The sequence below is a fragment of the Microbacterium sp. MYb45 genome, assembly GCF_002979655.1.
Classification (GTDB): domain Bacteria; phylum Actinomycetota; class Actinomycetes; order Actinomycetales; family Microbacteriaceae; genus Microbacterium.
The window spans coordinates 166,902-180,000 of sequence record NZ_PCPG01000005.1; the positions used below are offsets into that span (position 1 = coordinate 166,902).

The window sequence follows — 13,099 nt, forward strand, 5'->3', positions numbered from 1 at the left end:
ATGCGAATCCTGCACACCTCCGACTGGCACATCGGCCGGACGTTCCATGGCAACTCGACCATGGACGCGCTGGCCGAGGTGCTCGGCGCGCTCACGGAGCAGGTTCGCGAGAACGCAGTCGACGTCGTCGTCGTCGCGGGCGACGTCTTCGACTCCGCGACGCCGTCGGGCGCCGCGTACACGCTGCTCGGCGATGCGCTGGTGTCACTGCACGAGACGGGCGCCCGCGTCATCGTCACGAGCGGCAACCACGACTCGGCCGCGCGACTCGGTTTCCAGGCCCGGCTGCTCCGCGAGGGCATCCACGTGCTGACAGATCCGCTCGCGGTCGGCGTGCCGGTCACCATCGCCGACCCCGAGGGGCCTGTTCACTTCTTCGGAATCCCCTACCTCGAACCGGCGATCGTCCGTCAGCACTGGCCCGAGGGTGACAGTTCGGGGCGGCAGCTGCGCACGCAGGCGCAGACCATGGCCCATGCGATGGATCTGGTCCGCGCCGGCATGCGCGAGCACGAGGGACGTTCAGTGGCGATCGCGCACTGCTTCGCGGCCGGCGTCGACGCGACCGTCGGGCTCGAACGCGAGGTGCGTCAGGGCGGACTCGACGTCGTGCCGCTGAGCGTCTTCGACGGCCCCGATTACGTCGCGCTCGGGCACATCCACGGGCGCCAGCAGATCAGCGAGCGCGTCCGGTACGCGGGTGCTCCGCTGCACTACAGCTTCGGCGAGCAGGACAAGCCGCGCGGATCCTGGCTCGTCGACCTCGATGCCGACGGCCTCGCCGCGGTCGAGTGGCTCGACCTGCCGGTTCCGCGTCGGCTCGTCACGCTCACGGGCTCGCTCGAAGAGATCCTCGCAGCCGACACCGTCGCCGCACACGCCGACGACTGGGTCTGCGCCGTCTACACGGATGCGGTGCCGCAGTCCGAGCCGATGCGGCGTCTGCGAGAGAGCTATCCCCACTGCGCGATGGTTCAGCACCAGCCCGCAGCTGTCGCAGAGGTGGAGGAGAAGTCGTACGTGCAGCGGCTGCGCTCCGCCGTCACCGACGCCGACCGCATCGAGGCGTTCCTCGAGCATGTGCGGGCAGGTCACGGGCCCACCGAGGTCGAGCACGAGCTGATCCGTGCGGTGCTCGATGAGCGCGTGCGCGCGGAGGCACTCGTCTAGATGCGTCTCCATCGCCTGGAGGTCGAGGGCTTCGGTCCCTTCCGTTCGCGGCAGGTCGTCGATTTCGACGCGTTCGCCGACGACGGCATCTTCCTCATCGCCGGCCGCACGGGGGCAGGTAAATCGAGCATCCTCGACGCCGTGTGCTTCGGACTCTACGGCGGGGTGCCGCGTTACGACGGCGGTGAGAAGCGGCTGCGCAGCGATCACTGCGAGCCCGACGATCCGTCGGAGGTGGTGGTCGAGTTCAGCACTCCGGCGGGCCGTTTCCGTGTGACCCGTTCACCGGAGTACCTGCGTCCCGCCAAACGTGGCGGCGGCATGACCAAGCAGGCCTCGACCGTCGCCCTCGACGAGTGGACCGATGCCGGCTGGGTGGGTCGCGCCGCTCGCGCCGTCGATGTCGCAGGCGAGCTCGATGAGATCCTCCAGCTCAGCCGCGAGCAGTTCCTCCAGGTGATCCTCCTCGCGCAGAACCGATTCTCGGAGTTCCTGCTCGCGGGCAGCAGAGACCGCCAGGCACTGCTGCGGCGGCTGTTCGGCACGCAGCGGTTCGAAGACGTGCAGGCACGGTTCGACGAGCGGCGCCGGGAGGCGGAACAGACACTCGGCGCTCGGCTCGCGACGGTGAATGCGCGTATCGACGAGGCCGAGCAGCTCGTGATCACCAGCGGGCTCTCCGACGACGTGACAGCGCCGACCGAGGACGCGGCGGTGTCCGGCCCCCCGCCGATAGAAGGGCGTCTCGAGGCACTCCGACGAGCGAGGGCGCGTGCCGACTATCGGGCGGAGCGCCGCGCCTCGGAGCGGGTGGAGGCGGAGAAGCGTGCGGCCGATGCCGATGCGGCGCTCGCCACCGCTCGCGAAGAGAAGCATGCCCAGGGGGAACGTGATCGCGCCCGGACAGCGCTCGAGCGGCTGGATGCCGATGCGCCGTCGATCGACGCGGCCCGGGCAGAGCTCGCGGCCGCGCGTGCCGCCGAGGCGGTGCGGTCGACGATCGCTGCCGCAGCCCGAGCACAGACGGCCGTCACCGTCGCGGCCGAAGACGAGCAGCGGTCACGGGAAGTGTGGGAGGCATTCGAGGTCCCCGTCGCCGGCGACCTCGAGGAGTGGGCGGCTGCACGCACCAGGGAGAGCGGTTCCTGGGAGCGCGCGCGGGAGTTCGAGGGGCAGGCACCGGCGCTCGATGCCGAGCTGCAGTCGGCCGAGGAGGCCGTGGCGGTGGCGACCACACGCCTGGAGGCCGGAGAAGCCGAACGTGCCACTCTCCCCGCCGCGATCACCGCGCTGACCGCGGAACGCGACGAGAAACGCCGCCTGGCCGACCGGGTGGGCGATGCCCGAGCGGCCCAGGAAGAGGCAGACGCTCGACGCGCGGCAGCCCGCGAGGTGGAGCGGCTGCAGAGAGCGCAGGCCGCGACCGAGATCGAACTCGCCGACGCCACTGCTGTGCACGCCGCCGCGCAGACGAACCTCGCACAGCTGCGGCAGCGCCGCATCGACGGGATGTCCGGCGAACTCGCGTCGAGCCTGCGCCCCGAGCATCCGTGTCCGGTCTGCGGCTCACTCGAGCATCCGGCTCCGGCCACGCACGCCGATCTCGTCTCGCCCGACGACATCGCTGAAGCGGAGAAGGCCCGCGACGTCGCGGCGCAGCGGGAGCGCGAACGCTCCGCGGCGTCTTCGAGCCTGCGGGCTGAACTCGCTGCTGTCTCCGCCCGCGCGGACGGGCGGAGCGTCGACCAGGCCGAGACGGAGTACGAAGCAGCCGCCGCAGCCCACGCGCTCAGCCTGGCCGCAGCCGATGAGCTGACGGTGCTCGACGTGCAACTGAGCGGCCTCGTCGCCCGGGTCGATCAGCTCGAGGCCGAGAAGACCGAGGGCATGGCGGCGCTCGCTCGGGCGCGGGAGCAGCACGCTCTGCTGCAGCAGCGGAGCACGGAGGCCCACACACTGATCGCCGAGGCGCGCGGCTCCTTCGACACGGTCGCCGAGCGTCTCGACGACATGGCCACCAGGATCTCCGCCGCCCGCGCGGTCGCCCGGGCGATGGCAGAACGTCTGCGCAGGACGCAGGCGCTGGCCGAGGCGGAGGCCGAGCGGGATGAGGCGATCGCCGACTCGCCGTTCGACGATGTGACCGCCGCTGAACACGCCCTCCGCTCCGTCGCGACGCAGGAGGCACTGGACGCGCGCATCGCCGAGCACGCCGTGCAGCGGGAGAAGGAACGGGCGATCCTGTTCGACCTGGAGTTGCGGACGCTCCCCGAAGAGCCGATCGACCTCGCGCCCGTCGAAGAGGCCTCGGCGGCTGCCCGAGCGACCTGGACCGAGGCGGTCGACGCGGCGGCTCGGGCGACGGGCACGGCCGAGCGGCTCGGGGGACTGATCGATTCCGCCACCGCCGAGCATGCCCGCACCGCCGCCGATGCGGCCGAATTCGAGGTGCTGCAGAACCTCGCCGACACGATCGCCGGGCGAGGCGCGAACACCCGAAAGATGACCCTGGAGACGTTCGTCCTCGCGGCCGAGCTGGAAGAGATCGTCGACGCGGCGAACCGGCGCCTGCACGACATGTCGACGGGCCGCTACCAGCTGCAGCACTCCGACGCGCTCGCGGCTCGAGGGGCAGCATCCGGGCTCGGGATCGTGGTCTCCGATGCCTTCACCGGGCAGACGCGGCCGCCGCAGTCGTTGTCGGGCGGCGAGACCTTCCTCACCTCACTCGCGCTCGCACTCGGTCTCGCCGAGGTGGTCACGGCCCGGGCCGGCGGCATCCGCCTCGACACGCTGTTCATCGACGAGGGATTCGGCTCGCTCGACGGTGACACGCTCGATGTGGCCATGCGCACGCTCGACGAGCTGCGACAGGGGGGCAGGACGGTCGGAGTCATCAGCCATGTCGAGGCCATGCAGGAGCAGATCCCGGCGCAGCTCACGGTGCGGGCGCTGCCGAACGGTCCGAGCATCATCGAGGCCCGCTGAGCCGCGCGAACGCCGACGGCCTCCGCCGCCTCAGACGCCGTACTCGGCGCGGATGAAGTCGCGAAGCTGCACGCTGCAGCGGGCGACCGCCTCGCGCCAGTCGGTCAATGCGCCGTCTTCAGCCTGGTCGGACACGGCGCGGAACACGCGGATGGGCACGCCGAACTGTCCTGCGACCCAGATGTACGCGTAGGTCTCCATGTCGACCAGTGCCGCCCCCGACGGACGGATCACGGCGGTGACCTCGGCATCCTCGACGAAGTGGTCGCCCGTCGCGATCAGCACGCCGTCGCGTCCGGTGGCGACCCGCGCCGGCAGCGACACGTGCTGGCCGGCGACGCCGTCGAGGTCGGTGACGTCGTGCTGGAACGCGGTGCCGACCTCGTGGACGGTCGCTTCTAGGTCGGGATCGATCGCGCCCGCCGTGCCGACGACCACGATCTCGTCGTAGACGGTGGCGTCGAGCGCACGCGTCAGGCCGTACGTCGCCTGGAGCTTGCCCGGGCCGGTCACGAGACGGTCGAAGCCCTCGAGTTCCTCGGGGAATGCGGACAGTTCGGATGCGAGCGCGGCGACGAGGAGTTTCACTGCCCCATTCTCTCAGGTCGTGACTGGCAGGAGCATCCGAACGCCGCGGCGTCACCCCGACGTAACACGGAAGCGCGATACTGATTCGAGGAAACGAGCGGAGGATCACATGTCGTTGCAGCAGCAGATCTCTGAGGACCTCGGTGTCAGGTCCGAGGTCGACCCCGAAGCCGAGACCGAGCGTCGCATCGGTTTCCTCGCCGACTACCTGCGCACGACGGGGGCGAAGGGCTATGTGCTCGGGATCTCCGGCGGGCAGGACTCGACTCTCGCCGGTCGCCTCGCCCAACTCGCGGTCGAGCGGGTGCGGGCCGAGGGCGGCGAGGCGAAGTTCCTCGCCGTGCGTCTGCCCTACCGCGTGCAGCACGATGCCGACGATGCCCAGGCTGCACTCGCCTTCATCGCCCCGGACTCGTCGGTCGAGGTCAACATCCAGAACGGCGTCGACGGTGTCGAGGAGGACATCGAGTTCGCGGTCACGAGCGACATCAGCGACTTCAACCGCGGCAACATCAAGGCACGCGTCCGCATGGTCACCCAGTACGCGCTCGCAGGTCACGACGGGCTCCTCGTGATCGGCACCGACCACGCCGCCGAAGCGGTCACCGGCTTCTACACGAAGTTCGGCGACGGCGCGGCCGACATCCTCCCGCTGTCCGGTCTCACCAAGCGCCAGGGACGCTCGCTCCTGCAGTTCCTGGATGCTCCGGATCGTCTCGCGTTCAAGGTGCCCACCGCCGACCTGCTCGACGGCCAGCCCGGTCGTGCCGACGAGGACGAGCTGGGTCTCACCTACGAGCAGATCGACGACTTCCTCGAGGGGCGCACCGTCGATCCCGAGGTCGCCGGTCGCATCGAGGCACGATACCTCGCCACGCAGCACAAGCGGCACCTCCCGGTGACCCCCGACGACACCTGGTGGCGCTGACCGCACGTTCGCATCTGCGGAGGCGCCGCTTCGCGTCGTGTCGGATGCCGCGGATAGTGTCGAAGCATCCGACAGAACGGGAGCATCGTGCGGATCGACACTCAGGCGCAGCGCGTCATCTGGAGCGCGAGCGACCTCAAGGCGGCCGCCGAGTGCGAGTTCGCGTGGTGTCGGGCGATCGACGCGAAGCTGGGGCGAGTCCCGGCCGTCGAAGAGCCCGAAGACGCGACTCTGAAGCGTGCCGCCGAGCTCGGCGACGTGCACGAGCAGAACGTGCTCGCCCGGTACATCGATGAACTCGGCGACGCGAGTGTCCACCGCATCGAGAAGGTCTCGTCGGTTGATGCCGAGGCGCTGGCGGCCGCGATCGACGAGACGGTCGCGGCGCTGCGCTCCGATGCGCTCGTGGTGTTCCAGGCGGCTTTCTCCACCGACGAGTTCGTCGGATTCGCCGACTTCCTCCGCAAGGACGACGACGGCCGGTGGCGCGTTCAGGACTCCAAGCTCGCGCGCAAGGCGCGAGTCACTGCCCTCATGCAGCTCGCGGCATACGTCGACCAGCTCGACCGCCTCGGCATCCCCCGGTCCGACGAGGTCGACCTGATCCTCGGCGACGGCACGCTCAGCACCCATCAGGTGGATGATCTCCTTCCGCTCTTCCAGGTGCGGCGCGCTCGGCTGCGGGCCCTCATCGCCGACCGGCGCATCGCCGATGGGGCGGCGGGTGCGCCGCTCGCCTGGGGAGACGATCGCGGCGACCTGCAGATCGTGGCCTGCGGACGCTGCGCGACCTGCGAGGAACAGGTGCTGGCGCACCGGGACCTGCTGATGGTCGCGAGGATGCGCCCGGTGCAGCGTGCGCGACTGCGTGCGTCCGGGATCGAGACGATCGATGCCCTGGCGGAGGCATCGGGGCCGCCAGCGGGGATGAACATCGACACGTTCGAGACGCTCCGCGACCAGGCGCGACTGCAGTTGCGCGCCGATGCCGAGGGGCGGCCCACCTACGACGTGCACTACGCGCCGGCGATCCACACCCTCCCGCTGCCCAGCCACGGCGACATCTTCTTCGACTTCGAGGGCGACCCCCTCTACACGGAGCCGGCTGCCGACGGCGAGGGGCACTGGGGAATCGACTACCTCTTCGGGTGGGTCGACAACGCCGACCAGTATTCGGCCCTCTGGGCGCATACCTTCGCCGACGAGAAGCGCGCGCTCGAGACGTTCCTCGACTTCGTGAATGCGCGCAGGATCGCCCACCCCGGCATGCACATCTACCACTACGCGCCCTACGAGACCTCGCACCTGGTGGCGATGGCGGCACGGCACGGGGTGCGCGAGGGGGAGGTCGATCGGCTGCTGCGCGAGGGCGTGTTCGTCGACCTGTACCCGCTCGTGCTGCGGACGGTGCGCGTCGGTTCGCGCTCGTACTCGATCAAGAAGCTCGAGCCGCTGTACATGGGCGACGACGTGCGAACCAGCGACGTGCAGAAGGGCGACGACTCGATCGTGCAGTACGTCGCGGCTCGTGAGCTCGCCGCTGCGGGGGAGCAGGCCGGGGCCGACGCGGTCCTGGCGGACCTCGCCGACTACAACCGCTACGACTGCGTGTCGACCAGGCGTCTGCGCAACTGGCTGATCGACATCGCGCGCAAAGAGGGCGTCACCCCGGCTCCGCCCGACGCAGCCGACGAGGTCATCTACGAGCCGTCCCCGCGCTCGGTCGCACTGCTCGCAGATGCCGAGCGCGCGGTCGAGGCGGGTGACGACGGGCTCGTCCATCGACTCGCGGCCGCCGCGATCGACTATTTCCCGCGCGAGGCGAAGAGCTTCTGGGTGTCGCATTTCCAGCGGCTGCGCGAACCGGTGACCATGTGGGACGGCACGCGCGATGTGGTGCGGGTCGACCGTCCGTCCTCGACCGTCCGTCGCGACTGGAGCATCGGTGAGGGGCGGCGGGTGATGTCCCGCGATGTCGAGATCCGCGGCGAGGTTTCGCCCGGCACGACGCTCGGCGCCGGGTCGCAGCCGTTCGCACTCTACGGAGTTCCGGCGCCGTTCGACACCGAGGTCCCGTCGCGTGCGGTGCATGTGCCGCACACGGTCACGGTGGCGGAGGTGCTCGACGACGGCTACCTCATCACCGAGTCGGCGGTCCAGGGACAGACGTGGGACGAGTTGCCGCTCGCCCTCACCCCGGCCGCACCGCCACGCGTCGTGTCCCTCCAGGGCGCGATCGACGAGTGGGCCGATGCGGTGCACGCCGCGGCTCCGGGGTTCCCCGACGATGCGGCGACCGACATCCTCCGTCGGATCCCCCCGCGCACCGTATCGGGCGCGCCGCTGCCCGCCCCGGGCGACGACACGGTCGACGCGATCGTGACGGGGGTGCTCGACCTCGACCACAGTTATCTGGCGGTGCAGGGCCCTCCGGGAACGGGCAAGACCTACACCGGATCCCGGGTCATCGCACGCCTCGTGAACGAGCACGGCTTCAAGGTCGGCGTCGTGGCGCAGTCGCACGCGATCATCGAGACGCTGCTCGAGCGGGTCGTGGCCGATGGGGTCGCACCGGCTCAGGTCGCCAAGGCTCCGAAGGATCCGGATGCGACGCACTCGTATACCGCCATCCCGAAGCCCGGGATGGCGGCCTTCCTCGCCGAGCACGCCTCCGAGGGTGCCGTCGTGGGCGGGACGGCCTGGGACTTCAGCAACACCCAGCGGGTCGACCGCGACGGGCTCGACCTGCTCGTGATCGACGAGGCGGGGCAGTTCTCGCTCGCCTCGACCATCGCGGTCGCCGCCGGGGCGAAGCGGCTCCTGCTCCTCGGCGATCCGCAGCAGCTTCCGCAGGTGAGTCAGGGAGCCCACCCCGAACCGGTCGATGCCTCCGCGCTCGGCTGGGTGATGGACGGCGACCCGGTCGTGCGGCCGGAGTACGGCTACTTCCTCGCGCGCTCCTGGCGCATGCATCCGTTCGTCGCGGCCCCGGTGTCGAAGCTCGCCTACGCGGGGCAGCTGGCGTCAGCCCCCGGCACCGAGCTGCGTTCGGTCCAGGGGATCGAACCTGGTCTGCACGTCATCCCCCTGCGGCACCGCGGCAACTCCACGCAGTCGCCCGAGGAGGCAGCCGAGGTCGTCCGGCTGGTCCGTGACCTGGTCGGTCGCTCCTTCACCGACAACGACGAGTCCCGGTCCACCCGGCCGCTCGTGCCCGCCGACATCATCGTGGTCACGCCGTACAACGCACAGCGTCAGCTCGTGCTCGATGCACTCGCGACGGCGGGCTATCACGACGTCCCGGTCGGCACGGTCGACAACTTCCAGGGCAAGGAGGCGGTCGTCTCGATCACCTCGCTCGCGGCCTCCAGCGGGCGGGACGCTCCGCGCGGCCCGGAGTTCCTTCTGCTGCAGAACCGACTGAACGTGGCGATCTCCCGCGCGCAGGTTGTCGCCTACCTGATCCACTCGCCCGCACTGCTCGACGATCTGCCGTACACCCCGGAGGGAGTCGCTCGTCTCAGCGCGTTCGCCCGTCTGGTCGGCGCGGCGGACTGAGTGCCCCCGCTTCGACGGGCTCTGTGAGACGACCGCGTCGCGGAGTGCAGTCGGCCGGTCAGACCGTGCCGTAGAGCCGATCGCCGGCGTCGCCGAGCCCGGGCACGATGTACCCCTTCTCGTCGAGACGCTCATCGAGCGCACCCAGCACGAGGGTCACATCGCGGTCACCGGCCATGGCCTCGATCGCGGCGACGCCCTCCGGTGTGCCCAGCAGGCAGATTGCGGTGACGTCCTTCGCGCCGCGGTCGAACAGGAACTGGATCGCCGCGGCGAGCGAGCCGCCGGTGGCCAGCATCGGGTCGATCGCGAAGCACTGGCGGTCGCTGAGGTCGTCGGGGAGGCGCTCGGCGTAGGTCGTCGGCTCGAACGTCGTCTCGTCGCGGACCATGCCGAGGAACCCGACCTCGGCGGTCGGGAGCAGCTTGACGAGGCCCTCGAGCATGCCGAGGCCGGCGCGCAGGATCGGCACCACGATCGGTCGCGGCTCGGAGATCTTGACGCCCATCGTCTTCGTCACCGGCGTGGTGATCTCGACCGGGCTCACCTTCACGTTGCGGGTCGCCTCGTACGCGAGCAGCGTGACGAGCTCCTCCGTGAGCTGCCGGAACACCGGCGAAGGGGTGCGCACGTCGCGCAGCACCGAGAGCTTGTGAGTGATGAGAGGGTGGTCGGCCACGTGAACGCGCATGGATACAGGGTAATGCGCCGCGCCTCCGGGAACGACATCGAGGCACCGGCGGCGGCCGGCGGCTGTCGTAGGCTCGACGCATGACCGCTGCCGACGACCTCGCGATGGGGCGTGCGCTCGAGCTCGCTGCCGAGGCCGCGGCAGCGTCGGAGATCCCCGTCGGCGCCGTGGTCCTGGACCCCGCCGGGCGGATCATCGCCGAGGGGCGCAACACCCGCGAGGCGACGAACGATCCGACCGGGCATGCCGAGATCGAGGCGCTGCGGCGTGCGGCGGCATCCGTCGGGTCCTGGAATCTCGAGGGGCACACGCTGGTCGTGACCCTTGAGCCGTGCATCATGTGCGCCGGCGCGATCCTGCAGGCACGCGTCGGTCGGGTGGTCTTCGGTGCCTGGGATGACAAGGCGGGTGCGGCCGGTTCGATGTACGACGTGCTGCGTGATCGGCGGCTGCCCTATCGGGCAGAGGTGATCGGCGGCATCGAGGCGGAGGCGGCGACGGCACTGCTGCGGACGTTCTTCGAGCAGCGGCGCTGAGCCGCCGCCGCAGCGCACGCGTGTCGGGCTCGTCAGCCCTCGGATTCGACGGTCCACCAGGTGACGTCGACGACGCACAGCCCGTCGTCGGTCTCCTGGTAGAAGACGTAGCCGGGGAATTCCACGCCACCGGCCACGCGCTCCGTAGGCAGGGAGAGGCCGATGTTCCAGCGTGGCTCCAGGGGGACCTGATCCGGCCAGTAGTCCGCCACGAAGCGTTCGGGCTCCTCCGCGGACAGCCCTTCCCAGTCCGCCGGTTCGCGAAGCTCCGGGTCGTGACCCTCGCACATGTACGAGTCGGCTTCGCCTTCCGTCGCTGCGTCGATCAGGCCCTCGGTAGTCTCGATCACCCCTGCTCCGTCGTCGCCCCAGAGCATCGTGTTCAGGGAGCAACCGGAGAGCAGGACGGCCAGACCGGCCGCGCCCAGGAGACCGAGGAGTTTTCCCGCCTGCGTCATGTCGGACCCCGTGATCAGTCCGACGACTTCAGCACGAAGACATCGGTCGATGGCTCGGGGTCGATCGCCGGGCGGTACACATCCGGCTCGATGTACACGATGCGCGCGACCGGCACGGCGTCGCGGATACGGGCCTCGATCGCGTTGATGTCATCGGCGGCCTCGCGCAGCGGCTTGTCGGCGTTGAGGGCGATCTTCGCGGCGACCATCAGCTCGTCCGGGCCGAGGTAGAGGGTCTTCATGTGGATGATCTTCTCGATCTCGTCGCCCGCGTTGATGGCATCGACGATCCGGTCGTGGTCGGCCTGGGTCGCGCCCTCACCGACCAGCAGGCTCTTGGTCTCGATGCCCAGCACGATCGCGATCAGCACGAGCAGCACACCGATCATCACGGTGCCGAATGCGTCGAACACGGGGTTTCCGGTGAGCAGTGTGAGCCCGACGCCGAGCAGAGCGAAGGTGAGACCGGTCAGAGCGCCCACATCTTCGAGCAGCACGACCGGCAGCTCGGGGGCCTTCGAACGGCGCACGAACGACACCCACGACTGCCCCTTCTCCCGCACGAGGTTGCTCTCGCGCACGGCCGTGCGCAGGGAGAACGACTCCAGCCCGATCGCGACGGCGAGGACGACCAGGGGCAGCCACCACCAGGTCTTGTCCAGCTCGTGCGGGTTCGTGAGCTTGTCGATGCCCTCGTAGATCGCGAACAGGCCACCGACCGAGAACAGGATGATCGAGACGACGAACGCGTACACGTAGCGTTCCCGGCCGTAGCCGAACGGGTGTGCGCGGTCGGCCTCCCGCTGGGCCTTGCGTCCGCCGAGCATCAGGAGCAGCTGGTTGCCCGAGTCGGCGACGGAGTGGATGGCCTCGGCGAGCATCGAGGCGGAGCCGGAGAGGGCCCAGGCGATGAACTTCGCGATGGCGATACCCAGGTTCGCCAGGAACGCCGCGACGATGGCCTTGTTGCCTCCGGATGCACTCATGGGACGAGTCTAGAACCGCCCGCCCGAGGTTGCGGGAGTGCCCGCCGTAGGATGACGACATGGCTGACTCGCTTCCTTCTCTCGCTTTTCTCGGTGCCGGTTCGATGGGCGGTGCGATCCTCCGGGGTGTGGTCGCCTCCGGCATCCGGATCGACGGCGGGATCACCGCCACGAACCGCACCGCGGCGAAGGCCGAGGCGTTCGCCGGCCTCGACGGGGTCACGAGTATCGCGCTCGCCGAACGGCCGGACGGCAACGCCGAGGCCGCCGCAAGCGCGCGGATCGTGCTGGTCGGCGTCAAGCCCGCGATGGTGCCCGACCTGCTGCGCGAGATCGCTCCGCACCTGACGGACGACGCGATCGTGGTGAGCGTCGCCGCCGGCGTCACGCTCCAGACCTTTGCCGACGTGCTCGGCGCCGACGCCCGCGTCATCCGCTCGATGCCGAACACGCCGTCGACCGTGCGCAAGGGCGTCACGGGTCTCGCTGCCGGTTCCGCCGCCACGGCCGAGGATCTGGCCCTCGTCCGACGGCTGTTCGAGACCGTCGGCGCGGTCGTCGAGGTTCCGGAGTCGCAGATCGACGCGCTGTCCACGATCTCGGGCTCCGGGCCCGCCTACGTGTACCTGCTGATCGAGGAGTTCACGAAGGCCGCTGTCGGCATGGGCTTCGCCGAGGCCGACGCCCGGCTGATGGTGGAGCAGACCTTCATCGGCGCGACCGCGCTGCTCGACGCGTCGGGGGAGGACCCCGCCGAGCTGCGTCGTCGTGTCACGAGCCCCAAGGGAACCACCGAGCGTGCGGTCGCCGTTCTGCAGGACGCGCAGCTCGACCGCACCTTCGCGGATGCCGCGGCCGCAGCCCTCGCGCGGGCGAAGGAACTCGCCGCCGGGGCCTGATCCATGCAGCTGCGGATCGAGGGAGTCATCTGGTACTGGCGCGGGCCGGCGCCGTTCCACTTCGTCACCGTGCCGCCTGCCGAGAGCGAGCTGATCCACGAGGTCGCGTCGATCGTCACCTACGGGTGGGGGATGATCCCCGCATCCGTCACCATCGGTTCCACCACCGTGACCACGGCCCTCTGGCCGAAGGACGGCGGCTACATCGTGCCGATCAAGAAGGTGCTCCAGGACCGCGAGGGCCTGGGCGTCGATGACGTGGTCGAACTCGTCCTCGACATCGACGCCTGACCGCCC

11 protein-coding genes are annotated in these 13,099 nt (G+C 70.0%); 7 read left to right on the forward strand and 4 right to left on the reverse strand.

Annotated elements, in window-relative coordinates; all coding sequences use genetic code 11:
- Together CQ034_RS11435 and CQ034_RS11440 are read left to right on the forward strand one after the other, a co-directional pair.
- Positions 1-1,170, forward strand: coding sequence for an exonuclease SbcCD subunit D (locus CQ034_RS11435; RefSeq protein ID WP_105711133.1), 1,170 nt, complete (start codon positions 1-3; stop codon positions 1,168-1,170).
- Entirely contained in the window at positions 1,171-4,158 is a 2,988-nt protein-coding gene (locus CQ034_RS11440; protein ID WP_105711134.1) for an AAA family ATPase, read from the forward strand.
- 30 nt (positions 4,159-4,188) lie between these two features.
- Here the strand turns inward: CQ034_RS11440 and CQ034_RS11445 are convergent, their stop codons facing one another.
- The gene (locus tag CQ034_RS11445) at positions 4,189-4,746 is read right to left on the reverse strand and encodes a nucleoside phosphorylase (RefSeq protein ID WP_105711135.1); all 558 of its coding nucleotides are present in this window, start codon (positions 4,744-4,746) and stop codon (positions 4,189-4,191) included.
- 109 nt (positions 4,747-4,855) lie between these two features.
- Here CQ034_RS11445 and nadE point away from each other — a divergent pair, with 109 nt between their 5' ends.
- Both nadE and CQ034_RS11455 read left to right on the forward strand, forming a co-directional pair.
- Positions 4,856-5,674 (forward strand): ammonia-dependent NAD(+) synthetase, encoded by an 819-nt coding sequence (gene nadE, locus CQ034_RS11450; RefSeq protein ID WP_105711136.1) that lies wholly within the window; start codon positions 4,856-4,858, stop codon positions 5,672-5,674.
- Positions 5,675-5,761: 87 nt separating this feature from the next.
- On the forward strand, positions 5,762-9,232 hold the full coding sequence (locus CQ034_RS11455; protein ID WP_105711137.1) for a bifunctional RecB family nuclease/DEAD/DEAH box helicase: 3,471 nt from the start codon (positions 5,762-5,764) through the stop codon (positions 9,230-9,232).
- Positions 9,233-9,290: 58 nt separating this feature from the next.
- Here the strand turns inward: CQ034_RS11455 and upp are convergent, their stop codons facing one another.
- Positions 9,291-9,923 carry a uracil phosphoribosyltransferase gene (gene upp / locus CQ034_RS11460; RefSeq protein WP_105711138.1) on the reverse strand — a complete coding sequence of 211 codons (633 nt, stop codon included), beginning with the start codon at positions 9,921-9,923 and terminating at the stop codon, positions 9,291-9,293.
- A gap of 80 nt (positions 9,924-10,003) precedes the next feature.
- Between upp and CQ034_RS11465 the strand changes: the two genes are divergently transcribed.
- Positions 10,004-10,459, forward strand: a complete 456-nt coding sequence (locus CQ034_RS11465) for a nucleoside deaminase (RefSeq protein ID WP_105711139.1) — start codon at positions 10,004-10,006, stop codon at positions 10,457-10,459.
- Positions 10,460-10,491: 32 nt separating this feature from the next.
- On the opposite strand, the gene CQ034_RS11470 is transcribed toward CQ034_RS11465, so the two are convergent.
- Positions 10,492-10,917, reverse strand: a complete 426-nt coding sequence (locus tag CQ034_RS11470) for a hypothetical protein (protein WP_258134186.1) — start codon at positions 10,915-10,917, stop codon at positions 10,492-10,494.
- A 14-nt stretch (positions 10,918-10,931) separates the two neighbouring features.
- Entirely contained in the window at positions 10,932-11,903 is a 972-nt protein-coding gene (locus CQ034_RS11475; protein WP_105711140.1) for a cation diffusion facilitator family transporter, read from the reverse strand.
- Positions 11,904-11,962: 59 nt separating this feature from the next.
- On the opposite strand from CQ034_RS11475, the gene proC reads away from it, so the two are divergent.
- Both proC and CQ034_RS11485 read left to right on the forward strand, forming a co-directional pair.
- Positions 11,963-12,802: a pyrroline-5-carboxylate reductase gene (gene proC / locus CQ034_RS11480; RefSeq protein WP_105711141.1), complete on the forward strand. Its 840-nt coding sequence runs from the start codon at positions 11,963-11,965 to the stop codon at positions 12,800-12,802.
- A 3-nt stretch (positions 12,803-12,805) separates the two neighbouring features.
- On the forward strand, positions 12,806-13,093 hold the full coding sequence (locus CQ034_RS11485; protein WP_029263847.1) for a DUF1905 domain-containing protein: 288 nt from the start codon (positions 12,806-12,808) through the stop codon (positions 13,091-13,093).
- The last annotated feature ends 6 nt before the right edge of the window (positions 13,094-13,099 follow it).

Bases quoted from the DNA above. Each gene is read 5' to 3' on its own strand.
- CQ034_RS11435 (WP_105711133.1), top strand. From the start codon at position 1: ATGCGAATCCTGCACACCTCCGACTGGCACATCGGCCGGACGTTCCAT.
- CQ034_RS11440 (WP_105711134.1), top strand. From the start codon at position 1,171: ATGCGTCTCCATCGCCTGGAGGTCGAGGGCTTCGGTCCCTTCCGTTCG.
- nadE (WP_105711136.1), top strand. From the start codon at position 4,856: ATGTCGTTGCAGCAGCAGATCTCTGAGGACCTCGGTGTCAGGTCCGAG.
- upp (WP_105711138.1), bottom strand. From the start codon at position 9,923: ATGCGCGTTCACGTGGCCGACCACCCTCTCATCACTCACAAGCTCTCG.
- CQ034_RS11465 (WP_105711139.1), top strand. From the start codon at position 10,004: ATGACCGCTGCCGACGACCTCGCGATGGGGCGTGCGCTCGAGCTCGCT.
- CQ034_RS11470 (WP_258134186.1), bottom strand. From the start codon at position 10,917: ATGACGCAGGCGGGAAAACTCCTCGGTCTCCTGGGCGCGGCCGGTCTG.
- CQ034_RS11475 (WP_105711140.1), bottom strand. From the start codon at position 11,903: ATGAGTGCATCCGGAGGCAACAAGGCCATCGTCGCGGCGTTCCTGGCG.
- proC (WP_105711141.1), top strand. From the start codon at position 11,963: ATGGCTGACTCGCTTCCTTCTCTCGCTTTTCTCGGTGCCGGTTCGATG.
- CQ034_RS11485 (WP_029263847.1), top strand. From the start codon at position 12,806: ATGCAGCTGCGGATCGAGGGAGTCATCTGGTACTGGCGCGGGCCGGCG.